The sequence below is a fragment of the Streptomyces sp. NBC_01210 genome (genome assembly GCF_036010325.1).
Lineage (GTDB): Bacteria > Actinomycetota > Actinomycetes > Streptomycetales > Streptomycetaceae > Streptomyces.
Genome location: NZ_CP108549.1, coordinates 3,735,700 through 3,761,661 on the forward strand (window position 1 = coordinate 3,735,700; position 25,962 = coordinate 3,761,661).

The window sequence follows — 25,962 nt, forward strand, 5'->3', positions numbered from 1 at the left end:
GCCCGCTTGTAAGGGGCGTGGAATTTGTCACGAGCGTCGCTCGACGCTGAACTGGGCGGATAGTGTGACGCGACCTGGTGCTACCGACCCTGGGTCGCGCACCTGCTGGATCGAAAGACCGAGCGCCCTTCGGGGGAGGCGCCTCGCGTGGCACCGACGGAGGACTCAAGCAACCGTGGATGCGCAAAGCCGTGGGCGGGACGAGATCGACCCCGCCGACCAGTGGGTACTCAACCCGCAGACCGGCAATTACGAACTGCGACTGGATCAATCCGGAACGCAGTCACCGGCCGCGAGAACCACGGCTCCCAGGACCCCGGCCCCGCGAAGTTCGACGCGCCGCAGTCCCGTCGCGCCGGGCGAGACGCCGGGCACGGAGGTTCCGGGCCGCGAGGCACCGGGCCGTCAGGTCCCGGGCCAGCGCTCGCGCCGCGCGGGCAACGCCTCCGGCGGTACGACACCGCCCACGGCGGGCCGGCGCAAGCGCAAGCAGCCCAAGTCGCGCAAGAAGAAGGCGCTGCTGTGGACGGGCGGCGTGATGGCCTTCATCGTCGTCGCCGGCTCCGTCGGTGCGTACCTCGTCTACCAGCACTTCGACTCGAACCTGAACACGGTCGACGTCGCGGGCGCGGGCAGCGGCGGCTTCAAGAAGGACCAGGCCGTCAACATCCTGGTGATCGGCACGGACAAGCGGTCCGGCAAGGGCAATGACGGCTACGGCGACAAGAACAGCGTCGGCCACGCCGACACCTCGATCCTCTTCCATGTCTCCAAGGACCGGACCAACGCGACCGCGCTGTCCATCCCGCGTGACCTGATCACCGACATCCCGGACTGCGAGACCAAGACCGCGGACGGCACCAAGGTCATAGGCGGTACGCGCAAGACCCGGTTCAACGAGAGCCTCGGCCAGGAGGGCCGCGACCCCGGCTGCACCATGCGCACGGTCAAGGAGCTCACCGGGCTGACCGTCGACCACTTCATGATGGCCGACTTCAACGCGGTGAAGTCGATGACGACAGCCGTCGGTGGCGTCGAGGTCTGTCTCGCCAAGGACATCCATGACAAGGACTCCAAGCTCAACCTCCCGGCGGGCAAACACGTCCTCGAAGGTGAGCAGGCGCTTGCCTTCGTCCGTACGCGTCACTCGGTGGGCTTCGGCGGCGACCTGAGCCGGATCGAGATCCAGCAGCAGTTCCTGAGCTCGCTGATCCGGAAGATGAAGTCCAGCGACACCCTCTCCAGCCCCACCAAGATGTGGGACCTGGCCGAGGCCGCCACCAAGGCACTCACGGTCGACAGCGGGATAGGAAAGATCTCGAGGCTCCGGGATCTCGGTATGGAGCTCTCGAAGGTGAATCCGAAGAACATCACGTTCGCCACCGTGCCGGTGGTCGACAACACCGACGGCGCGACCGTGCTGCTCAACGAGGCCAAGGCCAAGCCGCTGTTCGCGATGATGCAGAACGACACCTCGCTCACCGAGGTGAAGCAGAAGCAGCAGGACGCCAAGAACAAGCAGCAGACCCTGCTCAAGGGCTCCAGGGCGACCGCCTCCGAGGTACGGGTCGCCGTCTTCAACGGCAGCGAGACACAGGGTGCGGCACTGGCGACCCTCACCTGGCTGCAGAACGAGGAAGGCGTACTGAAGTCGAGCAATGAGGGCAACGCCCCGCAGAAGCTCGCCAGGACGACGCTGACGTACGCACCGAACCAGGCCGCCCAGGCCCGCAAGCTCGCGGACCTGATGGGTCTGCCCGCCGAGGCTCTGAAGCCGGGCACGAAGGACGCCGTGGGGCGTGAGGCGATGACGCTGACCCTCGGCGCGGATTACAAGGGCGCAGGGGTGCCCATCACCGGACCGGCCAAAGCGCCGGAGGGTGTGCAGAAGGTCGAAGCAGACAAACAGGTATGTGCCAAATGACGCCGGAACACCGGGTCATGGGGCGAGCCTGAACGACAGGGGGGACCCGGGGTGGGACAGAACAGGGTGCGGGGGGAGGGGACGCGGGATCGCGTCCGGCAGGCCCGTGAGCTGGGATGGGACGACAGCCTGTACGGCGAGGGCGGCGAGGCTCCCAAGGGCCGCACAGGCACGATCGGTCGCCAGGACCGGCATGACCGGCCGGCCGGCGACGACACCGCGACAGCGGAGGACGGCGGTGGTGGCGCTGAGAGCGGCCACCGGCGCGGTGGCCCGAGACGGCGCGGAAAGGGCGGCAAGCGCCGGATACTGCGCTGGGTCGCGGCCGTGGTGTCGCTGCTGATACTCGGCACGGCCGGGGCCGGTTATCTGTACTACGAGCACCTCAACAGCAAGCTCAAGAAGGACGACCTGAACCTCGGCGGCAAGATGCGCGAGCACCAGGCCAACGCCGCGGGTCAGACGCCGCTGAACATCCTGCTGATCGGCTCGGACGCGCGGAACTCCAAGAAGAACCAGGAGCTCGGCGGCGCCAAGGAGACGTTCAACGGCGTGCCGCTCGCGGACGTACAGATGCTGGTGCACGTCTCGGCCGACCGCAGCAACATTTCGGTGATCAGCATGCCGCGCGACACCGTGCTGAAGATCCCGGAGTGCAAGGACCCCGACACCGGCAAGACGTACCGCGCCACCACAGAGGCGCCGACCAACGAGTCGCTGGGCCGTGGCGGACCCGGCTGCACGGTGGCCACCTGGTACGAGCTCACGGGCATCACCATCGACCACTTCATGATGATCGACTTCGCGGGTGTGGTCTCCATGGCCGACGCCATCGGCGGCGTCCCGGTCTGCGTCGAGAAGAACGTCTACTCGCGCAACAAGAAGGGCCAGGGCTCCGGCCTCAAGCTGGAGGCGGGCACACACCCGGTCAAGGGCGAGCAGGCCCTGCAATGGCTGCGTACGCGCTACGGCTTCGAGGACGGCACCGACCTCGCCCGCACACGCGCGCAGCACATGTACATGAACTCGATGGTCCGGGAGCTGCGCAAGAACACCAAGCTCACCGACCCGGCCAAGCTGCGCAACCTCGCCGAGGCCGCCATCGACGCGCTCACCGTCGACAAGGGCATCAACACCGTCAAGGACCTGTACGACCTGGGCGAGGAGCTCAAGAGCGTTCCCACCGGCCGGATCACCATGACCACGATGCCGAACTTCTACTCCACGCGCCACGAGGGGAAGGTCGAGCCCCAGCCCGGCGACGCCGAGCAGCTGTTCCGGCTGGTCCGCGAGGACATTCCGCTGGACGGCAAGGCCCCGAAGAAGCGGCCGACCACCACCCCGGCCGTGTCCAAGGACCCGGCGGCGGCGCCCGGTGAGATCGCGGTGATGGTGCAGAACGGCACCGGGGGCGACGGACAGCTAGCCGAGAAGCGCCGTGCGACGGCGGTCGCCGGGATCCTGACCGGCAAGGGGTACGCCCTGGCCAAGGCCGACAGCACGACCAATCCGCAGAAGAAAACGATCATCCGCTTCTCCAACGCCGAGCTGGAGGGCGATGCGCAGGCGGTCGCCAAGTCCCTCGGGATTCCGCTGACTTCGGTGAAGAAGTCGACCGAGGTCAGCGGCATCACCCTGACCGTCGGCGCGGACTGGCGTCAGGGCGATGCCTATCCGAAGTCCACGGCGCAGCAGGACAACAAGACGCCGACGACGGCGAAGCCCCTGAACGGCGAGGACAAGACGGCGTGCATGCCAGTGCAGCCCGGCTTCACCTGGTAGGTCGTACGCGAAGGGCCCCGGGTACGCGATGCGTGCCCGGGGCCCTTCCTGCGTATCAGGCGGAGGCCGTCCGCACGGCCGGGCGGCGGCTCGCGATGACCTTCCGCGCCAGCGAGCGCGGGCTGGTCAGGAAGCCGTACCCCCACGACATGTGCATGGTGGCCAGCGCGACGGGGATCTGCAGTCGCGCCTTCAGCGACAGGCCCCTGCCCGCGGGGACGGATCCGGCCGCGATCGCGGCCAGATAGCCGGCCGGCACCACAAGGCCCCATGGGGTGAGGGCCACGCCGACCACGAGGCCCGCGGCGATCGCGCAGACGGCGGTCGGCGGGGCGAGGTAGCGGAGGTTGATGGAGCCGGAGTGGTAGCGGGCGACGACATGGCGCCAGCGGCCGTAGTCCTTGTACTGCTTGGCGAGCGCCTTCACAGAAGGCCGCGGCCGGTACTGGACCTTGAGCTCCGGCGAGAACCAGATGAGACCGCCCGCCTCGCGGATACGGAAGTTCAGCTCCCAGTCCTGGGCCCGGATGAACTCCTCGTTGTAGCCGCCCTGTTGCTCCAGCGCCTCGCGCCGGAAGACACCCAGATACACGGTTTCGGCCGGGGCTGCCGCGCCGCCGGTGTGAAAGGCCGCGTTGCCGACACCTATCTTCGAGGTCATGGCGGCGGCGACCGCGTGCTCCCAGTCGTTCTCGCCCTCGGCGTGCATGATGCCGCCGACGTTCTGCGCACCGGTCTCCTCCAGGAGCCGGACGGCGGTGGCGATGTAGTTGGCCGACAGCATGCCGTGCCCGTCGACCCGTACCACGATCGGGTGGCGCGATGCCTTGATGGCGGCATTCAGCGCGGCCGGGGTGCGGCCGGTGGGGTTCGGGACGGTGTGGACGCGGGGGTCCTCCCGTACGAGCTCGGCGGCGATCTCGTCGGTACGGTCCGTGGACGGCCCGAGCGCGATCACCACCTCCATCTCGCCGTCGTACTCCTGCTCGAGGATGTGACGGACGGAGTTACGCAGATGCCGCTCCTCGTTGAGGACCGGCATGATCACGGAGACAGCGGGTGTGGCGTTCATCGGTCGCCACGTTACCGCGAACGGGGGACACGGACGCGCGGCGGCCGGGTCGCTGCCCGTTGCCGCAGATCGTATGGGCCTACGGTGCTCGCGATCCCTGTCACCTGCGGAGGTTTCCCACGTGCCCACGCCGCCCCGCTCCAGCCGTCCGCGGCCGGCCGCTCAGCCCAGGACCAGACGTCCGGCCGGGAGCAGACAGCCGGTCGCGAGCGGGCGGGCGGCCGGGAGCAGACAGCCGGTCGCGAGCAGACGGCCTGCCGAGCGGCCCCGCTGGGGAATGCGGGTGGCGACGTCCCTCTCGGTCCTGGTGCTGGCCGCGGGCGGCATCGGGCATGCGGTGGTGACGAGTCTGGACACCACCGGTATCAGCCGCGTCGACCCGTTCCGGGACATGAAGAACCGGCCCGATGCGGGCCACGGCATGAATCTGCTCGTCGTCGGCACCGACGGGCGCGACAAGATCACACGCGAGGAGAAGCGGAAGTACCGTCTGGGCGGCGCGCCCTGCCGCTGCACCGACACGATCATGCTCGTGCACATCTCGGCGGACCGGGAGCGCGCGAGTGTGGTGAGCCTGCCGCGGGACACCTACACACAGATCCCCGAGCACATCGACGCCACCACCGGCAAGCACCACCAGCCGCACCCGCTGAAGCTCAACGCGGCGTACTCGGAAGGCGGGCCGAACCTGACGGTGCGGACCGTCGAGAACATGACCAAGGTGAAGATCGACCACTATCTGGAGGTCGACTTCACCAGCTTCATGAAGACGGTGGACACGCTGGGTGGGGTGGAGATCTGCAACGCCCGGCCGCTGAAGGACTCGCACACCGGTCTGGATCTCGGCGTCGGCACGCACCGGCTCACCGGCGGTCAGGCGCTGCAGTATGTGCGCTCGCGCTATGTCGACGGGGCGGCGGACCTGGGCCGGATGCAGCGCCAGCAGCGCTTCCTCGCGGCTCTCATCCACCAGGCGAGCAGCAGCGGCGTCCTGCTGAACCCGGTCAAGTTCCGGGATGTCGCCTCGACGATGCTGAACTCCGTACGGGCCGACCGGGGCTTCGGCTCGGACGAAATGCTCGCGCTCGGCAGGGCGATGCGCGGCTTCACACCCGCCTCGTCGGAGTTCACGTCCGTACCCCTCGCCGACACCAGAAAACCGGTCAGGGGCATCGGCTCCACGGTGAAGTGGGACGACGCGAAGTCGAAGAAGCTCTTCCAGACGCTGCGCGAGGACAAGCCGCTCGCCCCGCGCCGGCCGAAGACGCGGAAGGTGACGCTGGTCGATGTGCCGCCGCAGCAGATCCGGGTGCAGATCTTCAACGGCACGCACACCGACGGGCTCGGCAAGCAGGTCGACGCGGCCCTGCGCTCCACCGGCTTCAACACCACCCGCGCCCCGCTGAACGGCAGCAGCCGCGAGGTGCGCCGCACCTATGTGACATACGACCCACGCTGGGACCGTTCGGCGAGGTCGCTCGCGGCCGCGCTGCCGGGGTGCGAGCTGCGCGCGGCCAGGAGGCAGGGGCCGACGATGAAGGTGACGGCGGGGCGGGACTACAAAGGGGTCACGCCGGTGCGGGCGGAGGAGGTGCCCCGGGGCGGGTTCGGAGCGGTCACCGGCGACCAGGTCGTCTGCCGGTGAGAGCCGGTCAGTCCTCGATGCCCTCGGCGGCGCGCTTCTCCCGCAGCTCCTTGATCGCGCGGCGCCGGGCGAGCCGGTGCGTACGGCGGATCTGCGCCTCCTGGTAGCGCCGCCGGTCGCGCTCGGTCTCGGGGATCACGGACGGCACGCGACGGGGCTTGCCGTCGCCGTCGACGGCCGCGAAGACGAGATAGGCACTGCCGACCTGCTGCGCCGGGGTCGACTCGTTCCAGCGCTCGGCCAGGACCCGTACGCCGACCTCCATCGAGGACCGCCCTGTCCAGTTGACCTGGGCCTTCACATGGACCAGATCACCGACCCTGACCGGCTCCAGGAAGACCATCTCGTCCATGGAGGCGGTGACCGCAGGCCCGCCGGAGTGGCGGCCGGCGACCGCGCCCGCCGCGTCGTCCACCAGCTTCATGATCACGCCGCCGTGCACCGTGCCGAGGAGATTGGTGTCACTGCCGGTCATGATGTGGCTCAGGGTGGTACGGGAAGCTGCGGTGGGCTTGCCCGGTATCTCTGGCTCCGGGCGCTGGGCCTGATCTGTCATGCCGCCCACCATATGCCGGGCCACATTGCATCAGCTTCGCAACAGCCCTGGTGCGATTCCTCACCCTCCTTGTGGGGGACGGGGGCTCTCCCTGCACACTGGTCCGCATGAATGACTGGCCCGATGGATGGTCCGACGACCGCGGCAACGGCAACGCAGCCGGCTACGGCCGCGGCAGCGCAGGCCCGCAGCCCGAAGGCGCGCGGGTGATGCGCCATGTCCAGCGCCCGGCCGCACCGCAGCGCGGCGGGGTCCCTCCGCAGTCGCGCGGGTACGACGAAGACTATGACCAGCAGGCGTACGACAGCGGCTACAACACGGGTCAGGTATACGGAGGCGGCGGCCGGGGCGGCGACAACGGCGCTCCCCCGCAGAGCTACCCGCCGCGCCCGGGCGCGGCCCCGGACTGGCGCCGCCGGCTCAAGATCGGTTCGCTGACGCTGGTCGTGCTGCTGCTCGCGGTCTCCATAGGCACGTACTTCTGGGCCGACTCCAAGCTCAAGCGCGAGGTCGACCTCTCCAAGGTCATCGAGCGGCCGGGCGGCGGCGAGGGCACGAACTATCTGATCGTGGGTTCCGACAGCCGTGAGGGCCTGTCCGCCGACGACAAGAAGAAGCTCCACACGGGCTCGGCCGAAGGCAAGCGGACCGACTCGATGATGATCCTGCACGACGGCTCGAACGGCCCGACGCTGATCTCGCTGCCGCGCGACTCGGACGTGGAGATACCGTCCTTCAAGGGCTCGCAGTCGGGGAAGCTCTTCCCGGCGAAGGGGCGGCACACCAAGCTGAACGCCGCGTACGCGGAGGACGGCCCGGAGCTGCTGGTCCGCACGGTCGAGCACAACACGGGCCTGCGCATCGACCACTACGTCGAGATCGGCTTCGCGGGCTTCGCGAACATCGTGGACGCGATCGGCGGTGTCGAGATCGACATCCCGAAGGCCTTCAAGGACAAGAACTCGGGCGCGGACTTCCAGGCGGGCAAGCAGACGCTCGACGGCGAGCAGTCGCTGGCGTTCGTACGGACGCGGTACGCGTTCGCGGGCAGCGACCTGGACCGTACGAAGAACCAGCAGAAGTTCCTCGCGGCCCTGGCGAGCCAGACGGCGACGCCGGGCACGATCCTCAACCCGTTCAAGTTCTACCCGACGATGGGCGCGGGCCTGGACACGCTCATCGTCGACAAGGACATGTCCCTGTGGTCGCTGGGACAGATGTTCTTCGCGATGAAGGGCGTCACGGGCGGCGAGGGCAAGTCCATGAACATGCCGATCTCGGGCAGCACGGGCGGGAACCTGGTCTGGGACAAGGCCAAGGTGAAGCAGCTGGTGCAGCAGCTGAAGAACGACGAGAAGGTCACGGTCACCTCGGACCGCTGACACCTGTCCTCGCTTCGTGAGGCAGCCATGGGCTGCCTCACGGAACGAGGTGCGCGTCATGGCGGAGGACACCCGTACTGGGCCTCGGGCAGCTGGTGGCCGACGGGAAGGCCGACGAGCTCTCCTTGGCCTCCGAGCGAGCCCAGCCGTGAGCGTCGTCCGCCCCAAGAGCGGCGAACAGCCCGGCGAGTCTGTCGATCTCCGTCATGGCCGAGGAAGCTACGGCACAAGGCTGGGATGGCCAGCATGAGGTCCGGAAATAGGCTGAACCGGGCTGATGGGCCGGGAAAGACAGAGGCACCCCGAGGGGTGCCTCTGACCTGCTCTTACAGCTGAGACTTTCAGGCTACGGAAGGTTCCTCGCCATGACGATCCGCTGCACTTGATTCGTACCTTCATAAATCTGCGTGATTTTGGCGTCGCGCATCATGCGCTCGACCGGGTAGTCACGGGTGTAGCCGTAGCCGCCGAGCAGCTGGACGGCGTCCGTGGTGACCTCCATCGCCACGTCGGAGGCGAAGCACTTCGCCGCCGCGCCGAAGAAGGTCAGGTCGCCGTCGACGCGCTGCGACTTGGCGGCCGCCGAGTAGGTGAGCTGACGGGCGGCCTCGAGCTTCATGGCCATGTCGGCGAGCATGAACTGGATGCCCTGGAAGTCGGCGATCGGCTTGCCGAACTGCTTGCGCTCCTGGACATAGCCCTTGGCGTAGTCGAGGGCGCCCTGGGCGATGCCGAGGGCCTGGGCCGCGATCGTGACGCGGGTGTGGTCCAGGGTCTTCATCGCGGTGGCGAAGCCCGTGCCCTCCTCGCCGATCATGCGGTCGGCGGGGATGCGGACGTTGTCGAGGTAGACCTCGCGGGTCGGGGAGCCCTTGATGCCGAGCTTCTTCTCCGGGGCGCCGAAGGAGACACCCTCGTCCGACTTCTCGACGACGAAGGCGCTGATGCCCTTGGAGCGCTTGGTCGGGTCGGTGACGGCCATCACCGTGTAGTACTCGGAGACGCCGGCGTTGGTGATCCAGCGCTTCACGCCGTTGAGGACCCAGAAGTCCCCGTCGCGTACGGCCTTCGTCTTCATGCCGGCGGCGTCGGAGCCCGCGTCCGGCTCAGAGAGGCAGTAGGAGAACATCCCGTCGCCCTGCGCGAGCGGCCCCAGGTACTTCTTCTTGAGGTCTTCGTCACCCGAGAGGATCACAGGGAGGGAGCCGAGCTTGTTCACGGCCGGGATGAGGGAGGAGGACGCGCAGACGCGGGCCACCTCCTCGATCACGATCACAGTCGCCAGCGCGTCGGCGCCGGCGCCGCCGTACTCCTCGGGGACGTGGACCGCGTGCAGATCCGCGGGGACCAGCGCGTCCAGAGCCTCCTGCGGGAAGCGGGCCTGCTCGTCGACCTCGGCGGCGAACGGCGCGATCTTCGCCTCGGCGAGCGAACGGATGGCGTCACGGAGCATGTCGTGCTCTTCGGACGGGCGGTACAGGTCGAAATCAGCCGATCCGGCCAAGGTCTCTCACTCCCCAAGTGACGCTAACTACCGTTAAGTAACCTAATTTTAGAGGGCTCGGCACTGTCACGGATACGTGAGCTTGGCGACAGCGGCAAACCTGCCCTGCGAGGCCCCCGGTTATGCTCGGGCAGCGCACCTGAGCCCGCAATTCAATGGAGCACCGCATGGCCCTCAAGATCACCGTGATCGGCACCGGATATCTCGGCGCCACGCACGCCGCGGCCATGGCGGAGTTGGGCTTCGAAGTGCTCGGCCTCGATGTCGTTCCCGAGAAGATCGAGATGCTTTCGGCCGGCAAGGTCCCCATGTACGAGCCGGGGCTCGAGGATCTGCTCGCCAAGCATGTCGCCGGGATCGAGGGATCGAGCGGCCGGCTGCGTTTCACGACCTCCTGGGAGGAGATCGGGGAGTTCGGCGACGTTCATTTTGTCTGTGTGAACACCCCGCAGAAGCACGGTGAGTACGCCTGCGACATGTCGTACGTGGACCGCGCCTTCGCCTCTCTCGCGCCGCAGCTGAAGCGGCCGGCGCTGGTCGTCGGCAAGTCGACCGTGCCGGTCGGCAGCGCGGCCCGGCTGGCGGAGCTGCTCGTCGAGCTGGCTCCGGTGGGCGTGGACGCGGAGCTGGCGTGGAACCCGGAGTTCCTGCGCGAGGGCTTCGCCGTCCAGGACACGCTGCACCCCGACCGGATCGTGGTCGGGGTGGAGAGCGAGCGCGCGGAGAAGCTGCTGCGCGAGGTGTACGCGACGCCGGTCGGTGAAGGGTCGCCGTTCGTGGTGATGGACTTCCCGACCGCCGAGCTGGTGAAGACCTCCGCGAACTCCTTTCTCGCGACGAAGATTTCGTTCATCAACGCGATGGCGGAGGTGTGCGAGGCCGCGGACGGCGATGTCGTGAAGCTGGCCGAGGCGATCGGTTACGACGAGCGAATCGGGTCCAAGTTCCTGCGGGCCGGGATCGGCTTCGGCGGCGGATGTCTGCCGAAGGACATCCGTGCGTTCATGGCGCGCGCCGGTGAGCTGGGCGCCGACCAGGCGCTGACCTTCCTGCGGGAGGTCGACTCGATCAATATGCGGCGGCGTGGCCACATGGTGGAACTGGCGCGGGACGCGGTGGGCGGTGACTCCTTCCTGGGGAAGCGGGTGGCCGTGCTGGGTGCGACGTTCAAACCGGACTCGGACGACGTACGGGATTCACCGGCGCTGAATGTGGCGGGCCAGATCCATCTGCAGGGCGGCCAGGTGACGGTGTACGACCCGAAGGGCATGGAGAACGCGCGCCGTCTCTTCCCGACGCTGGCCTACGCCGATTCGGCGCTGGACGCGGTGCGTGGCGCGGATGTGGTGCTGCACCTGACGGAGTGGCGCGAGTTCCGCGAGCTGGACGCGGCGGCGCTGGGCGAGGTCGCGACCAGCCGGATCATCCTGGACGGGCGGAACGCGCTGGACGGCGCGCGCTGGCGCGAGGCGGGCTGGACGTACCGGGCGATGGGCCGCCCGCGCGCCTGAGCGGGCGCGGCGGGGGCGATGGCGGGTGGGCCGCTGCGCGACGGTCATGACCAGCCGCGGATCTGATCAGCACGCCGCCGCGTACGGGCTGGCCCCGGGGCGCGGACTGCGCGGTCAGCGCGCTCGCAGCGGGCGGCTCCGCGTGCGGTCGTGACTTGCGGTCGGGCCGACCCTCGGGGGCATCAGGCCGAGGCCTCCGGCACCGACCGGCGAGCCCGGTAGGTACGCATCTTGGCGCGGGCTCCGCAGACCGACATCGAGCACCAGCGGCGGCGGCCCGCCGGGCTGCGGTCGTAGTACGCCCACTGGCAGTCCTCCGCCTCGCACGCCTTGAGACGTCCCCAGCTCCCGTCGGCGGCCGCGGCCGCGAGTGCCTCGGCGATACGGGAGACGAGCGTGTCCGGGGTGGCCGGACGGAGCGCGGCCGTGCCGTCCTCGGCCACCGTGACCAGCAGCGGCGCCTCGGCCAGAAAGCCGTCCAGTGCCGCCGGCGAGCGGTCCGGTGCGCGGTGGCCCGCGTGGGCGAGGCAGGCGGCGCGCAGGGCCTCGCGAAGTTCGCGGGCGGCGGGGACGTCCCGCTCGGCGAGACCGAAGACGGCACGGCCGTCCGTCGTGTCCAGAGCGTCGGCGCCGGTCTCGACGTCCAGCGTGTTCACCAGGGCCTCGACCAGCGCCAGGCCGCCTGGTGCGGGCGCCTTCTCATTCATGGTTGCGACGTTACCTCCAATGCAGGAGCATCAAGTAACCGTTACTGGTTGCTCGCATATAGCGGTAACACCGACCGAGGAGGAAACCATGGCCATCGCCACGCTGAGGGCCGTCGTTCTGGACTGTCCCGACCCCGTCGCACTCGGCCGTTTCTACGCCGCGGTGCTGGGCGGCCGGATCCAGGACGACGGCGAGGGCTGGGTCGACCTGGCGGAAGCCCCGGGCACCCCGCTGGCCTTCCAGGCCGCGCCCGGCTTCGTACCGCCGAAGTGGCCGGCTCCCGACGACTCGCAGCAGTTCCACCTGGATCTGACGGTGGAGGACCTGGACGCGGCGGAGAAGCGCGTACTGGCGCTGGGCGCGACGGTGCTGGACGCGGACGACACGACCCGATCCTGGCGCGTGTATGCGGACCCGGCGGGGCATCCGTCTGCCTCTGCGCCTGCTGAGGGGCAGCCCCGGGAACCGACGGACGGAGTCCGGCGCAGCCGCTCGACGCCCACGAGGCCCCCAAGGGCCGAACGGCGCGAGAACGGCCCCGGAAGAGGGGTACCGGAAGAGGGGTACCGGAAGAGGGGTACCGGATCCGGCCGGGCCCCCTTCTGCCCCTGCGCCTGCTGACCGCGCCGCCACGGGGCGGCCCGCGCGGCCGGGGTTCAGGTGTCCAGCGCCGGCAGTGTTGCCGTCGACGGCGGGCGGCGTGGATTCGTGGCGCGGGCCAGGAACTCCGCGTCGCGTAGCACCCGGGAAACGTTCGACCAGGTCAGGGCCTCGATATCCGGCTCCGGCCAGTCGCGGTCGAGGAGTTCGGCGATCACGCGGGGGAAGCAGGACACATCGCCCAGTCCCGGGGCGTGCGGGGTTCCCGTGTCGTAGGCGCCGCTGAGGGCGACCGACTCGGGGCCCGCCACCTCGCGGACGTGGTCCAGGTGGTCCGCCGTCTCGCGGATCGTCGTGGCGGTGCACGCGACCATGCACACGCCGTGATTGTCGCGCAGCAGGCCCAGCACATCGTCCGGGACCCGTGCCGGGTGGTGCGAGATGACGACCGGAGCCCCGGCCACCGCGAGCGCACGGCGCATCGTGTCGGCCGAGCAGCCGGCAAGGTCGACGAGAACGCCGAGGCGGTTCATCTCGCGGACGACCTCCTGGCCGAAGCGGGTCAGTCCGGTGCCCTGCGTCCAGCGGGTGCCCGCGAGGGTGAGGCTGCGGACGCCGAGTGCGTGGTACGCCCGCAGCGTGCCGAGCGAGTCGCCCAGCGCCGGGCCCGACACCGGGCCGAGCAGGGTGGCGACGCGGCCGCAGTTGTGGGCGTCGGCCATGTCGTCGGCGCTCAGCGCGAGGCGCAGGCCTTCGGGACAGGCGGCCACCAGGGAGCGGACCAGGTCGATCTGTTCCAGGGTGGCGCTCAGCGCGCGGTCCCCGGTCAGTTCCGGTGGCACGTGCAGGGACAGGAACTGCGCGCCGACGCATCCGTCCCGCAGACGCGGTACGTCGGTCTCCAGCACGCGCTCGCCCAGTTCGATGTCGTACCCGTACCCGGACGCGTATTTCAGCGCGCCGGCCAGTCCGCTGTGACCGTCGGCTATGGGGTGCGCGGCGAGGAGTTCGCGTGCGCGCTCAAGGCTTCCGGCGGGCACTGCCACATCGGTCGGCTCGACGGGCACTGCCACATCGGTCGGCTCGGCGAGCTCTGCCACATCGGTCGGCTCTGCCGACTCGGCGAGCTCGGTCGGCTCGGCGAGTTCGGTCGGCTCGTCCGACACTCTCCTGCTGGGCGGGGCCGGGCCGTCGAGATCGCCGACCGCGGCGGTGGCGGCATGGGGGTCGTCCTCGAGATCTGCCATGTCTGGGTGCTCCGAGCTTCGACGGCGGTTGCCGTACGGCCACCGTGGCACGGGAGCGGCGAGGGTTCACGGCAGGGTGGTGCGTTCGGGGGTACGGAGCCTCGTCCCCGTACCCCCGTCACCGCACTCAGCCGTCGAGCTGCTCGATCGTCGCGTTGGACGGTCCGCGGCCCCGCTGCAGGTCGCGGGAGACGTCTTCGGCCGCGCGCAGTGTACGCACCGCGTTCTGCCAGGTGAGCTTCGCCAGGTCGGCGTCGGACCAGCCGCGGCGCAGCAGCTCCGCGATCAGGTTCGGGTAGCCCGCGACGTCCTCGAGCCCGGTCGGGGTGAAGGCCGTGCCGTCGAAGTCGCCGCCGATGCCGATGTGGTCGATGCCGGCGACCTCGCGCATGTGGTCGAGATGGTCGGCGACCGTCGCGGCCGTCGCCATCGGCCGTGGGTTCGCCGCCTCGAAGGCCTCGTGGACCTTCATGGCCTCCGGCGTGGTGTCCAGGTGGTGGAGGCCGTGCGCGCGCATGTTCTCGTCCGCGGCCCGTGTCCAGTCGACGGCCGCCGGAAGGATGAACTTCGGTACGAACGTCGCCATGGCGATACCGCCGTTGTCGGGCAGCTGCGCCAGCACGTCGTCGGGAATGTTGCGCACGTGGTCGCATATCGCCCGGGACGACGAGTGCGAGAAGACGACCGGCGCGACCGAGGTGGCCAGCGCGTCGCGCATCGTCGACACAGCGACGTGCGAGAGGTCGACCAGCATGCCGATGCGGTTCATCTCCCGTACGACCTCATGGCCGAAGGCCGACAGACCGCCGACGCCCACCTCGTCCGTCGCCGAGTCCGCCCACGCGATGTTGTCGTTGTGGGTGAGCGTCATATAGCGCACGCCCAGCGCGAACAGGGCCCGCAGGGTGGCGAGGGAGTTGTTGATGGAGTGGCCGCCCTCGGCGCCCATGAGCGAGGCGATACGGCCCTCGCCGCGCGCCTTCTCCATGTCGTCCGCGCTCAGGGCTGCGGCCAGGTCCGCCGGATAGCGCTCAAGGAGCTGGCGCACCCCGTCGATCTGCTCGAGGGTCGCGCTGACCGCGTCGTCGCCGGCCATGTCGCTGCGTACGTACACGGACCAGAACTGCGCGCCGACCCCGCCGGAACGCAGCCGCGGGATGTCGGTGTGCAGCCGGCCGGTCTGGTCGCCGGCGATGTCGAGGCGGTCCAGGTCGTAACGGACCTGCTGGCGCAGCGCCCAGGGCAGGTCGTTGTGGCCGTCGACGACGGGGTGGGCGGCGAGGAGTTCGCGCGCCGCGGTGAGGAAGTCCGTGGCTGAGTCCATTGCCTCCTACTTCCCGAAGCCGAAGGCGCCCGCACCTTCGACCTTGGTGCGCAGCCGCTTGCCCTTCTCGGTGGCCTGGTCGTTCAGCTCCTGCTGGAACTCCCGCATACGGGCGAGGAGTTCGCTGTCCTGCGTGGCCAGGATGCGGGCCGCGAGCAGACCGGCGTTGCGGGCGCCGGCCACGGAGACGGTGGCCACGGGCACGCCCGCCGGCATCTGCACGATGGAGAGCAGGGAGTCCATCCCGTCGAGGTACTTCAGCGGCACCGGCACGCCGATCACGGGCAGCGGGGTGACGGAGGCGAGCATGCCCGGCAGATGGGCCGCTCCCCCGGCGCCCGCGATGATCGCCTTGAGGCCGCGGCCGTCGGCCTCCTCCCCGTACGCGATCATCTCGCGCGGCATCCGGTGCGCGGAGACGACATCGACCTCGTAGGGGATCTCGAACTCTTCGAGCGCCTGCGCGGCGGCTTCCATGACGGGCCAGTCGGAGTCCGAGCCCATGACGATGCCGACGAGGGGGCTGGCTGCGGGGCTGGTCATTCCGTGATCGTTCCTCTGAGATAGCCGGCTGCGTGACGGGCGCGCTCCAGCACGTCGTCCAGGTCGTCGCCGTAGGTGTTGACGTGCCCCACCTTGCGGCCGGGCTTCACGTCCTTGCCATACATATGGATCTTGAGCTGCGGGTCGCGGGCCATGCAGTGCAGATAGGCCGCGTACATGTCGGGGTAGTCGCCGCCCAGCACATTGCACATGACCGTCCAGCCGGCGCGCGGGCGCGGGTCGCCGAGCGGGAGGTCGAGGATGGCGCGGACATGGTTGGCGAACTGCGAGGTGACCGCGCCGTCCTGGGTCCAGTGGCCGGAGTTGTGCGGGCGCATGGCGAGTTCGTTGACCAGGATGCGGCCGTCGGTCGTCTCGAAGAGCTCGACCGCGAGATGGCCGACGACGCCGAGGTCCTTCGCGATCCGCAGGGCGAGCTCCTGTGCCTGGCCCGCGAGCGCCTCCGGAAGATTCGGCGCGGGCGCGATCACCGTGTCGCAGACGCCGTCGACCTGCTGGGACTCGACGACGGGATAGGCGACTGCCTGGCCGTGCGGAGAGCGGACGATGTTCGCCGCGAGCTCGCGGGTGAAGTCGACCTTCTCCTCCGCGAGGACGGGGACACCGGCCCGGAACGGGGCCTCGGCCTCGTGCTGCGTACGGACGAACCAGACGCCCTTGCCGTCGTAGCCGCCGCGCACCGTCTTGAGGATGACGGGGAAGCCGCCCACCTCCTCGGCGAACGCCGACACATCGGCGGGGTCCGCGACGATGCGGTGGCGCGGGCAGGGCGCGCCGAGCTCGTCGAGCTTGGCGCGCATCACGCCCTTGTCCTGCGCGTGCACCAAGGCGTCGGGCCCCGGCCGGACGGGGATGCCGTCCGCCTCCAGGGCCCGCAGGTGCTCGATCGGGACGTGCTCGTGATCGAAAGTGATCACGTCGCAGCCCCGCGCGAACTCACGCAGCGTGTCCAGGTCGCGGTAGTCGCCGATGACGACCTCGCTGACCACCTGGGCCGCCGAGTCCTGCGCAGTGTCACTGAGGAGCTTGAATCTGATGCCGAGGGGGATGCCCGCCTCGTGGGTCATACGGGCGAGCTGACCGCCGCCGACCATGCCGACTACCGGGAACGTCACCCTCTTAGGGTATCCGCCGCCCCGGTGGGCCCTGCCTCCCGCGGCCCCGGTCCCGTCGTCGCCCTCGTCACAGTCCCGCCACGCCGTTGAAGATGTCCGCGGGCAACTCCTGAGGGTGGTGGTTAGCATGGCCGAGTTGACGACACCGACCCGAACGGGGCTGAGCGATCACCATGAGTGAACGAAGCGCACTGCGCGTGCCGCTTGATCAGCTCACGCGCGAGTTCGCGAAGTTTGGCGCGGTTGGTGCGGTGGGGCTCCTGGTGGACCTGGGAGTCTTCAATCTCGTACGGACTCTCACGGACCTCCCTGTGGTACGGGCGAGCATCGTGGCCACGGTCGTCGCGATCGCCTTCAACTATGTGGGCTTCCGCTACTTCACCTACCGGGACCGCGACAAGACCCGCAGGACCAAGGAGCTGACGCTCTTCTTCCTGTTCAGCCTGGTCGGGCTGGTGATCCAGAGCGGGGTGCTCTACGCCGCGACGTACGGCTTCGGCTGGGACAGTCCGCTCCAGAGCAATGTGTTCAAGTTCCTCGGTATCGGCATCGCGACGCTGTTCCGCTTCTGGTCGTACCGCACCTGGGTGTTCCGGGCGCTGCCGGTGCGCGAGGCCGTACAGACCGCGGAGTCCTTCCTCGGGCAGCGACCGCCGCAGCCCGACCGGGTGTCCCGCTGAGCCCGGCCTCCCGCTGAGCCCGGGCCGCACGCCGACTGTCCCACGGCTGTCCGACGGCTGTCCGACCGCTATCTGACCATCGGTGTCTGCTCGTCCCGGCGGCCGCGCTGCACCCGGCTCAGGAAGAGCGCGAAGACCGGCGGATCCTGCTGGAGCAGCTCGAGCCGTCCGCCGTCCGCCTCCGCCAGATCGCGGGCCACGGCCAGTCCGATGCCGGTCGAGTTGCGGCCGCTGATGGTCCGCTCGAAAATTCGCGCGCCGAGGTCGGCCGGTACGCCGGGGCCCTCGTCGGTCACCTCGACGACGGCCTGGTTGCCGGTGACGCGAGTGCGGACGGCGACGGTGCCGCCGCCGTGCATGAGGGAGTTCTCGATCAGCGCGGCGAGGACCTGGGCGACCGCGCCCGGGGTGCCGACGGCACGCATGCCCTGCCGTCCCGAGCAGACGATCGCCCGGCCCGCGCTGCGGTAGGCCGGCCGCCACTCCTCCAGCTGCTGCTTGACGACCTCGTCCAGATCGAAGACGACGGCGGAACCGGTACGCGGATCACGGGAGTTGGTGAGCAGCCGCTCCACCACATCGGTGAGCCGCTCCACCTGGGCGAGCGCGATGCTCGCCTCCTCCTTCACCGTCTCGAGGTCCTCGGCGACGGTGATCTCCTCCAGCCGCATGGAGAGCGCGGTCAGTGGCGTACGGAGCTGGTGCGAGGCATCCGCGGCGAGCCGGCGCTCGGCGGTGAGCATGCGCGCGATGCGCTCGGCGCTGGCGTCGAGGACGTCGGCGACCCGGTCGAGCTCGGGGACGCCGTAGCGCTTGTGGCGGGGGCGCGGGTCGCCGGAGCCGAGTCGCTCGGCGGTCTCGGCGAGGTCGGTGAGCGGCGAGCCGAGCCGGTTCGCCTGGCGTACGGCGAGCAGTACGGCGGCGACGACCGCGAGCAGCGAAACCGCGGCGATGATCAGCAGGGTCCGGCCGACCTCGCGGGTGACGGAGGAACGGGATTCCTCGACAGTGACGGACTCGCCGCGCTCGCCGCGCGCGACGCCGCGGATGACGCTGCCGGAGGGGCGCTCGCCGATCGCGATGGGCGCGCGGCCGGGGATCTGGATCTGCGCGTACCGCTTGGCGCCGCTCTGCTCGGCCAGGATGTCCGGGTTGACGGGCTCGCCGCCGATGAGCCGACTGTCGACGATGCTGACGAGGCGGAGGGCCTCGGAGTCCACGCTCTCCTGGGCGCTGCTGCTGATGGTGCGGGTCTCGACGAGGACGAGGGAGACACCGAAGACGGCGATGACGACGAGCACGACGGCGAGCGTGGAGTTGATGAGGCGGCGGCGCAAAGTGCCCTCCGGGCGGGACGCGGTGTACGGGGAGTGCCCGTACTTCAGCCTAGGCCTCGTGGCGCGGTTTCCTGTCCGGTGCGGGTTCCGTGCGGGCTCCGCCCCCGTGCCTCGGCTCTTCGCTGTGCCTCGGCTCTTCGCCGTGCCTCAGCTCTTCTCGAAGCGGAAGCCCACTCCCCGGACCGTGGCGATGTAGCGCGGGTTCGCCGCGTCGTCGCCGAGCTTCTTGCGCAGCCACGAGATGTGCATGTCCAGCGTCTTGGTGGACGACCACCACGTGGTGTCCCAGACCTCGCGCATCAGTTGGTCGCGGGTGACCACCCGGCCCGCGTCCCTGACCAGGACCCGCAGCAGGTCGAACTCCTTGGCCGTGAGCTGGAGCTCCTCGTCGCCCATCCAGGCCCGGTGCGACTCGACGTCGATCCGTACGCCGTGGGTGGCGGGCGCCGGGACGTGCTCGGCGGCGCCGCGCCGCAGCAGGGCCCGTACCCGGGCGAGCAGCTCGGCGAGGCGGAACGGCTTGGTGACGTAGTCGTCGGCGCCGGCGTCCAGGCCCACCACGGTGTCCACTTCGTCGGCGCGGGCGGTCAGCACCAGGACGGGCACGGTGTGGCCCTCGGCACGCAGCCGTCTGGCGACCTCCAGGCCGTCCATGCCGGGCAGCCCGAGGTCGAGGACGACGAGGTCCACGCCGCCGACAAGTCCGGCTTCGAGCGCGGTCGGACCGTCTTCGCGCACCTCGACCTCGTACCCCTCCCGACGTAGGGCGCGGGCCAGCGGCTCCGAGATGGAAGCGTCGTCCTCGGCGAGCAGTACACGGGTCATGTGGGTGATGGTAGTCCGCGCGACTCGCAGGTTGGGGCTTGATCGTCAAGGCCTGCGGGTCTGGGATGCAATCATGGTTGCCGCCTTCGAATCAGGGCAGCGGTTCCATTAAATCCTGTGATCCATGTCTCAAGTCCTTCCATATGCCACTGTGTCGTGACGTATGGTGGCGAGAAGCCTGTGCACTACACGGGACCTTTGGCCTGCTGAGCGCGCCAAGGGTCTCTTTTCTGCGCGAGGTTGGCCCTGCCGGCCTCGAAGACAGTGAATGACCGATGGACCGGGCCTGGTGCGCGACACAGCGCGCGAGGCGTGGATCCCGGTGCGGACTGTCCCTCGGCTCCCGCTTCTGCGGAGCGAACCCCTCAGGCGTGGGGTGGGGCACATCCGTTGCCGGTGCCGGCCACCCCCACACCGGGCGCGTACCGCTCACAAAGCAGCGCGTCCCGACCAAGCAAGGATCGACCATGGCGTCCAGCCTGACGAAGGACACCGCCGGGGCTCCCTCTGGCGAGAAGACCTTCTTCGGCCACCCCCGCGGTATGGCCACCCTCTTCATGACGGAGATGTGGGAGCGCTTTTCCTGGTATGGAATGCGCGGAATTCTCACCCTCTACCTGGTGGCCTCCGTCCTCGACGGACCGCTCCAGGGCCGCGAGGCGCTCGCCGCCTCGATCTACGGTGTCTACAACGCCGTCGTCTACATGGCTGCCATGCCCGGCGGCTGGGTCGCGGACCGCCTCTGGGGCGCGCGCAAGTCCGTTCTCGTCGGCGGCATCGTCATCGCGCTGGGCCACTTCACCCTCGCGATCCCGAACAACACCGCCTTCTTCGTCGGTCTCGCGCTGATCGCGATCGGCACCGGTCTGCTGAAGCCGAACATCTCCGCGATGGTCGGCGGCCTCTACGAGGGCCAGTCCAGCGCCCGCCGCGACGCCGGTTTCACCCTCTTCTACATGGCGATCAACATCGGCGGTATGGCCGCCCCGCTGGTCGTCGGCTACCTCGGCGAGAACGTCAACTGGCACCTCGGCTTCGCAGTCGCCGGTATCGGCATGGCTCTTGCCGTCGTCCAGTACGTCCTGGGCGGCCGCCACCTCGGTGATATCGGCAAGGAGCCGGCCAAGCCGGCGTCGCCGGAGGAGAAGCGCGCTGTTCTGCGCAAGGTCGGACTGTGGAGCGGCCTCGCCGTCCTCGCGCTGGTGGCCGACATCGTCGTGGGCACGTACGACATCGAGCACATCGTCAACGTCCTGGCCATCCTCGGCATCGTCGTGCCGATCGTGTACTTCATCACGATCTTCCGGGACCCGGCTCTCACGAACGAGGATCGGCCGAAGATCAAGGCGTACGTGTGGTTCTTCGTGACCGCCGTGCTGTTCTGGATGATCTACGACCAGTCCGGCTCACTGCTGACGATCTTCGCCAACAACAAGACGGACCGCATGATCGGCGGCTGGGAGTTCCCGGCCTCCTGGTACCAGTCGGTGAACCCGATGATGGTCATCGTCCTGGCCCCCGTCTTCGCCGCCCTGTGGGTCAGGCTGGCCAAGCGCAACCGTGAGCCCAGCACCCCGCTGAAGTTCGCCCTGGCGATGCTCCTCATCGGTGGCTCCTTCGGCATCATGGGCCTGGCCGGCGCTGCCGCCGCCAACAGCGAGACCGGCAAGGTCACCGTCTTCTGGCTGCTGAGCGTCTACCTGGTCCAGACCCTCGGCGAGATGTGCCTGTCGCCAGTCGGCCTGTCCCTGTCGACCAAGCTGGCCCCGAAGCTGTTCGTCGGCCAGATCATGGGTCTGTGGTTCCTCGCCACCTCGACGGGCAACGCCCTGAACGGCTGGACCACCAAGCTCAACGCCCCGCTGGGCGACACCCTCTACTACACGATGTGGGCGATCATCGCGGTCGCCGCGGGCCTCGCCTTCATGACGGCGGGCAAGAAGATCCGCGCGCTCATGGGCGATGTGAAGTAACTCCCCCGCGCCAGCAGGCGCAACGACAGAGGGTCGGTGCGAAGAGCTCTTCGCACCGACCCTCTGTCGTTGACCGGACCGCTTACTCGGCCTCGTAATCGGTCTCGACTACCTGGTCTCGGCCTTGTAGCTGCGCAGGAAGCTGCGCATTCCGCACATCACCGTGGACTTCTCGCCCGGCTTCTTCCAGTCACCCCGCAGCGTCCACGGGATGGTGTGCTCCATACCCGCACCCGTGCCGCGCAAGACATCGCAGACGAGAACGACACGGTGCTGCTTGATCGCCTTGCCGGAGCCCGACTTCGAGCAGGCAGAGGTCGCCTTCGGACGGCCCCAGTCCAGGGTGGCCGATGCCTTGCACTTGTACTTCGTTCCGGCCGCCTCGGCCGGAGCTGCCGTGATCAGCCCCGTCGCCGTCGCCGCCATCATCGTGGCGAGCGTTCCCGTGGCGAGCTTCTTCCCCCAGCGCATTTGCTTCCTTTCCGCGACCGGACAGCGCGACGGAGGGTCATGTCTCGTCGAGCTGGAGTTCCGGCCGATCAGCCAACTTCGCCTTCGCTCAGGCGAAGGCAGCGAACATATCCATTCGGATCATGACGAAGCAACCTGCGCGGGCTGATCTGAGCAACATTTGAGCAAGATCCACTTCCGGCCCCGGCCGGGCAGGCCGGGGCGGAAGCGCACCGCTCAGGGGGATGTCAGCGGGTGCCGCGCAGTCGGCGCCACGGCGTGAACGTGAACACCGCGCCGCCCAGCAGGATCACTGTGCCGGCGACCAGGGCGAGGGCGCGCAGGGCGCCGTTGTCCTCGGCGCCCGTCTGGGCGAGGCCGCCGCTCGTGCTCGTACCGCCGCTGGATGTGGTGCCGCCGCCGCTGTCACCGCCCGACGCGCCGCCCGGCTGGGCCGAGGTGTCGAGTTCCAGGGAGACGGCCGCCGAGCCCTTGACCGTGCACGGGATGCTGATCTTCTGGCCGCCCAGGGTGACGTCGATCGTCAGGGTGCCGGGGCTGAGCGTGGACTTGCCGCTCGCGCCCGGTTTGTACGTACCGGTCATATCGGGCAGGTCCACCGGCTTCCCCTGCTCCAGCGGATCCTTGTTGGCGGGGCCCGTGACGGGGACGGTGCCCTTGTCGACGCCACCGAGCAGGACCGCCATGGACGGCTTGAGGGCACCGGCGGGGAGTGCCGCCGGGCTGTTCATGACGCCCTTGGCGGTCTTGACGACCAGGTCGTAACTGCCGCCGTTCTTCTTGGCGTTGATCGTCACCTTGGAGTTGATGCTCGCCGGGCCCGGCGACTTGCAGGCGAAGGTGACGGCGACCTCCTTGCCGGGGAAGTCGCTCTGGCCGCCGTCGCCACCGCCGGAGGCCGTACCGCCTGAGGTGGTCGTGCCGCCTGAGGTGGTCGTACCGCCTGAGGTGGTGGTGCCGCCTGAGGTGGTCGTACCGCCCGACGTCGTCGTACCGCCCGACGTCGTGGTACCGCCTGAGGTGGTTCCGCCGGACGTCGTCGTACCGCCGGACGTACCACTGCCGTCCGACACCTTGATCGTCGCGGCGGCCTTGACCGTCTCCTTCGGCGTGCACTTGGTGTCGGTGGACATCGGCTTGGAGACGTTGATGTTGTACGCGTCGGGCGTCAGCGTGACCTCGCCGGCCTTGGTCAGCTTGATCTTGCCCTTCATGTCGGACAGCTTCATCGGGCTGTTCTTGGGGATCGGCGGGTTCGTCCGCGGCCCCTCCATGGCGATGTCCGCGGTCTGCGTACCGGCCGCCTTGAGCGTGCCGGTGGGCTTCACCGTGTCCTTCTCCAGATCGATGATGTCGGGGTTCTTGGAAGCCGCCTCGACAAACCTCCACACCACTTCGACCTCATCGCCGACCTTCGCCTCGGCGGGCGCGGTGATCTCGACCTTGGTGGTGCCCTGCACGGGCGGCAGGCCCGAGATGGGCGGTGGGATGCACTCCGTCCGGTACGAGACCTCGGCTGCCTGGGCGGGGCTTGCGGCCAGCAGAATCCCCGCGCCGCCGAGCATCAGCGCGACTCCGGCCGCGCTCATCCTCCGTTGCGTGCTCACGAATGTCCCTTCGTCGTGGACCGGTTCTCTGACGGTGCGGAGTCAGGCGTGAACCACGGCAGAGCCGCCGTGGTGGTCGTGGTGCTCTTCGGCGCCGCGGACGGCCGCGCGCGGGACCGGGAGCCCGGGCGGCGGAACGTGGGCAGCTGGACGGTCCGGTGGCGGCCGTTGCCGCGTGGGCGGAGGCGGTCGACGATCGCCATACCGATACGGAAGACGGCGGCCGGTACGACGACGGCCAGCAGCAGCCAGAAAATCGTGACGCCCCACGGCCGGCCGACGCCCCACGGCTGCTCGACGAGCACCTTGGTGCCGTACTTCACGGAGATCTGGTAGTCGCCGTGTGCCCCGGCGGACAGCTGGACCGGCAGCTTGACCTGTGCCTTCTGGCCGGGCGCGATGGTGCCGCGCCACTGCTGCTCCTCCCACTGCGGGGCGAAGACGCCGTGCGAGGTGCCGACCTGGAAGACAGGGTCGCGCACGGGCGCGGAGCCGAGGTTGCCGACGGTGAACTCGAGCCGGCGGGACGGCGGGGCGCCGAAGAAGACGAGGATGCCGGATTCGCCCTCGAGCCGGGTGGCGGCGAGGACGGCGAGCCTGCCGGCGCCCGCCTGCTGCGGCAGCGGTGCGGTGGGGTGACCGGCGACGGTGAACGAGGCGTCGACGACGGCCTGTTCACCGGTCACGGTCGCTACGTGCACCACGCAGGGGCAGGGCTTGGGCGGCTCGGCAACCGGCATCTCCTTGCTGAAGGAGCCCTTGGCGTCGGTGGTGACGGCGCGGCCGTCGGAGTTGGCGCAGGCGTTGGTGCCGCCGATCACGCCTCTGCCAGGCACGGCCTGCCCGCAGATGAGCATCATGAGGAGCGTGCCCGGCCGCCATCCGGTACCGCTGACGCTGATGTCGCCGCCCTTGCCGGCCTGCGCCTGGGAGAGCTTGACCGCGGGCTTTGCGTCGGCCGCGGAGGCGGGGAGTGCGGGGAGGAGCAGCAGCAGAGGGAGCAGGGCGAGGAGGACAGCGAGGGCGTTGGGGCGGCGGGCGGTGGAGCCTCCCCCACCCCGCCCCTTCCCGTGACCGGGGGCAAGCCCCCGGACCCCCGGGCGTTGGAGGGCGCGCGGGGGCTGACGCCCGTCGACCCCAACGGCGTCAGCTTCGCGACGCCCGACGCCCCCTGCGGCGTCAGCTCTGTGGTGCATCGTCATGTTCCTGACCTCGCCAAGTGCCGGTCGTTGTCCGTCTGTTCAGAGGTCGGATCGGGGGCCGGGGGGTGGCGTCGGCGCCGCACCCACCACAGCGTCGTCACGGACGTGGTGAGCAGAGCCGCGACCGCGCCCCCCACCGCCCTCCAGGGGACGAAGGCCGCCGATACCGAGGCCTCGGCCCTCGCGTCGCCCGATGCCGTCGCCTCGATGTGGACGGTCACCTTGTTCAGCGAGGGAGGATCGGTCCACTTCTCGGTGATCCTGACGCGCTGGGCCGGGAGCAGTTCCACCGGCAGCGTCCGCGGCGCCCGGCGCAGCACCTGCCCGAACAGACCGTCCGCGCGGAACGCGACTTGCGGGGTCAGCGCCGTATTGCCGCGGTTCACCAGGCTGTAGCGGATCGCGCCGCCGGAGACCGCCACGTCCTCGACCGTGAGCGCCGCCAGCGTGGGGCCGCTCACCCGCAGCTGGATCCGTACGCCCGCCTCACGGCCGCCGGACTCCGCCACAACCGCGCCCGGATGGTCGCCGGGGAGTGCGCCCGGAGGGACCGTGACCGAGAAGGGGACCTCCGCCCTGGTGCGGGGCGGGACCGTCACCCGGTTCGCGGCGAGCGTGATCCAGGTGCCCGCGTCCTTGGACTGCCGCGCGCCCCGTACCGCGGGCGCGCCACCCGCGGTGTTGAACATATCGGCGGACCTGAGCCGGACGGCGAGCGGCTTCGCGCCCCGGTTCGTCACGGAGAGCTTGTCCTCGAGGACGGTGCCGGGCACGCCTTCCATATAGATGTACGGTCTGCCTCCGCCCGCCGCCGGTTCCGCCGTCCACGTCGGCTCGCCGGACGCCCACGCGGCAGGGGCGCACAGCCCACAGAGCGCGCACAGCAGCACGGCGACGGCGAGGGCGACGGCGAGGCGTGCGCGCACGTGCACG

At 69.6% G+C, this 25,962-nt stretch carries 22 protein-coding genes and 1 pseudogene; 8 read left to right on the forward strand and 15 right to left on the reverse strand.

Features of this window, described 5'->3' with window-relative positions; all coding sequences use genetic code 11:
• The first annotated feature begins 175 nt into the window (after positions 1–175).
• Both OG735_RS16795 and OG735_RS16800 read left to right on the forward strand, forming a co-directional pair.
• Positions 176–1,924, forward strand: a complete 1,749-nt coding sequence (locus tag OG735_RS16795) for an LCP family protein (RefSeq protein WP_327323982.1) — start codon at positions 176–178, stop codon at positions 1,922–1,924.
• A 51-nt stretch (positions 1,925–1,975) separates the two neighbouring features.
• A complete protein-coding gene (locus OG735_RS16800) occupies positions 1,976–3,706 on the forward strand; it encodes an LCP family protein (RefSeq protein WP_327323983.1) in 1,731 nt (576 codons plus the stop codon).
• 55 nt (positions 3,707–3,761) lie between these two features.
• Here the strand turns inward: OG735_RS16800 and OG735_RS16805 are convergent, their stop codons facing one another.
• The gene (locus OG735_RS16805; protein WP_327323984.1) at positions 3,762–4,778 is read right to left on the reverse strand and encodes a glycosyltransferase family 2 protein; all 1,017 of its coding nucleotides are present in this window, start codon (positions 4,776–4,778) and stop codon (positions 3,762–3,764) included.
• Positions 4,779–4,851: 73 nt separating this feature from the next.
• On the opposite strand from OG735_RS16805, the gene OG735_RS16810 reads away from it, so the two are divergent.
• Positions 4,852–6,423 carry an LCP family protein gene (locus tag OG735_RS16810; RefSeq protein ID WP_442812612.1) on the forward strand — a complete coding sequence of 524 codons (1,572 nt, stop codon included), beginning with the start codon at positions 4,852–4,854 and terminating at the stop codon, positions 6,421–6,423.
• 7 nt (positions 6,424–6,430) lie between these two features.
• Here OG735_RS16810 and OG735_RS16815 read toward each other — a convergent pair whose 3' ends face one another.
• A complete protein-coding gene (locus tag OG735_RS16815) occupies positions 6,431–6,979 on the reverse strand; it encodes an acyl-CoA thioesterase (RefSeq protein ID WP_327323986.1) in 549 nt (182 codons plus the stop codon).
• A 107-nt stretch (positions 6,980–7,086) separates the two neighbouring features.
• Here OG735_RS16815 and OG735_RS16820 point away from each other — a divergent pair, with 107 nt between their 5' ends.
• Complete coding sequence (locus OG735_RS16820) at positions 7,087–8,361, forward strand: LCP family protein (RefSeq protein ID WP_327323987.1); 1,275 nt, start codon at positions 7,087–7,089, stop codon at positions 8,359–8,361.
• A 37-nt stretch (positions 8,362–8,398) separates the two neighbouring features.
• Here OG735_RS16820 and OG735_RS16825 read toward each other — a convergent pair whose 3' ends face one another.
• Positions 8,399–8,569: a hypothetical protein gene (locus OG735_RS16825; RefSeq protein ID WP_327323988.1), complete on the reverse strand. Its 171-nt coding sequence runs from the start codon at positions 8,567–8,569 to the stop codon at positions 8,399–8,401.
• Positions 8,570–8,707: 138 nt separating this feature from the next.
• Entirely contained in the window at positions 8,708–9,865 is a 1,158-nt protein-coding gene (locus OG735_RS16830; RefSeq protein ID WP_327323989.1) for an acyl-CoA dehydrogenase family protein, read from the reverse strand.
• 167 nt (positions 9,866–10,032) lie between these two features.
• Here OG735_RS16830 and OG735_RS16835 point away from each other — a divergent pair, with 167 nt between their 5' ends.
• The gene (locus tag OG735_RS16835; RefSeq protein ID WP_327323990.1) at positions 10,033–11,376 is read left to right on the forward strand and encodes a UDP-glucose dehydrogenase family protein; all 1,344 of its coding nucleotides are present in this window, start codon (positions 10,033–10,035) and stop codon (positions 11,374–11,376) included.
• Between the two features lie 182 nt (positions 11,377–11,558).
• Here the strand turns inward: OG735_RS16835 and OG735_RS16840 are convergent, their stop codons facing one another.
• Complete coding sequence (locus tag OG735_RS16840) at positions 11,559–12,083, reverse strand: CGNR zinc finger domain-containing protein (protein WP_327323991.1); 525 nt, start codon at positions 12,081–12,083, stop codon at positions 11,559–11,561.
• 88 nt (positions 12,084–12,171) lie between these two features.
• On the opposite strand from OG735_RS16840, the pseudogene OG735_RS16845 reads away from it, so the two are divergent.
• Positions 12,172–12,533, forward strand: a pseudogene (locus OG735_RS16845) (VOC family protein).
• A 207-nt stretch (positions 12,534–12,740) separates the two neighbouring features.
• Here OG735_RS16845 and OG735_RS16850 read toward each other — a convergent pair.
• The 4 genes from OG735_RS16850 to OG735_RS16865 form a co-directional block, all read right to left on the reverse strand.
• The gene (locus OG735_RS16850) at positions 12,741–13,931 is read right to left on the reverse strand and encodes a dipeptidase (RefSeq protein ID WP_327323992.1); all 1,191 of its coding nucleotides are present in this window, start codon (positions 13,929–13,931) and stop codon (positions 12,741–12,743) included.
• 127 nt (positions 13,932–14,058) lie between these two features.
• On the reverse strand, positions 14,059–15,255 hold the full coding sequence (locus OG735_RS16855; protein WP_327323993.1) for a dipeptidase: 1,197 nt from the start codon (positions 15,253–15,255) through the stop codon (positions 14,059–14,061).
• 6 nt (positions 15,256–15,261) lie between these two features.
• The gene (purE, locus tag OG735_RS16860) at positions 15,262–15,798 is read right to left on the reverse strand and encodes a 5-(carboxyamino)imidazole ribonucleotide mutase (protein WP_327323994.1); all 537 of its coding nucleotides are present in this window, start codon (positions 15,796–15,798) and stop codon (positions 15,262–15,264) included.
• Positions 15,795–16,913: a 5-(carboxyamino)imidazole ribonucleotide synthase gene (locus OG735_RS16865; protein WP_442812613.1), complete on the reverse strand. Its 1,119-nt coding sequence runs from the start codon at positions 16,911–16,913 to the stop codon at positions 15,795–15,797. Before OG735_RS16865 ends, purE begins: the two co-directional genes overlap by 4 nt.
• 194 nt (positions 16,914–17,107) lie before the next feature.
• Between OG735_RS16865 and OG735_RS16870 the strand changes: the two genes are divergently transcribed.
• Positions 17,108–17,614: a GtrA family protein gene (locus OG735_RS16870; RefSeq protein WP_327323996.1), complete on the forward strand. Its 507-nt coding sequence runs from the start codon at positions 17,108–17,110 to the stop codon at positions 17,612–17,614.
• 68 nt (positions 17,615–17,682) lie between these two features.
• Here the strand turns inward: OG735_RS16870 and OG735_RS16875 are convergent, their stop codons facing one another.
• Positions 17,683–18,951: an ATP-binding protein gene (locus OG735_RS16875; RefSeq protein WP_327323997.1), complete on the reverse strand. Its 1,269-nt coding sequence runs from the start codon at positions 18,949–18,951 to the stop codon at positions 17,683–17,685.
• Between the two features lie 147 nt (positions 18,952–19,098).
• Complete coding sequence (locus tag OG735_RS16880; RefSeq protein WP_327323998.1) at positions 19,099–19,776, reverse strand: response regulator transcription factor; 678 nt, start codon at positions 19,774–19,776, stop codon at positions 19,099–19,101.
• Positions 19,777–20,243: 467 nt separating this feature from the next.
• On the opposite strand from OG735_RS16880, the gene OG735_RS16885 reads away from it, so the two are divergent.
• Positions 20,244–21,749, forward strand: coding sequence for a peptide MFS transporter (locus OG735_RS16885; RefSeq protein WP_327323999.1), 1,506 nt, complete (start codon positions 20,244–20,246; stop codon positions 21,747–21,749).
• A 108-nt stretch (positions 21,750–21,857) separates the two neighbouring features.
• Here the strand turns inward: OG735_RS16885 and OG735_RS16890 are convergent, their stop codons facing one another.
• The 4 genes from OG735_RS16890 to OG735_RS16905 all read right to left on the reverse strand — a co-directional run bounded on the left by OG735_RS16890 (position 21,858) and on the right by OG735_RS16905 (position 25,961).
• Positions 21,858–22,220: a hypothetical protein gene (locus OG735_RS16890; RefSeq protein ID WP_327324000.1), complete on the reverse strand. Its 363-nt coding sequence runs from the start codon at positions 22,218–22,220 to the stop codon at positions 21,858–21,860.
• Positions 22,221–22,447: 227 nt separating this feature from the next.
• On the reverse strand, positions 22,448–23,809 hold the full coding sequence (locus OG735_RS16895; RefSeq protein ID WP_327328348.1) for a hypothetical protein: 1,362 nt from the start codon (positions 23,807–23,809) through the stop codon (positions 22,448–22,450).
• Between the two features lie 14 nt (positions 23,810–23,823).
• On the reverse strand, positions 23,824–25,023 hold the full coding sequence (locus tag OG735_RS16900; RefSeq protein WP_327324001.1) for a hypothetical protein: 1,200 nt from the start codon (positions 25,021–25,023) through the stop codon (positions 23,824–23,826).
• Positions 25,024–25,025: 2 nt separating this feature from the next.
• A complete protein-coding gene (locus OG735_RS16905) occupies positions 25,026–25,961 on the reverse strand; it encodes a COG1470 family protein (protein ID WP_327324002.1) in 936 nt (311 codons plus the stop codon).
• Position 25,962 lies beyond the last annotated feature (1 nt).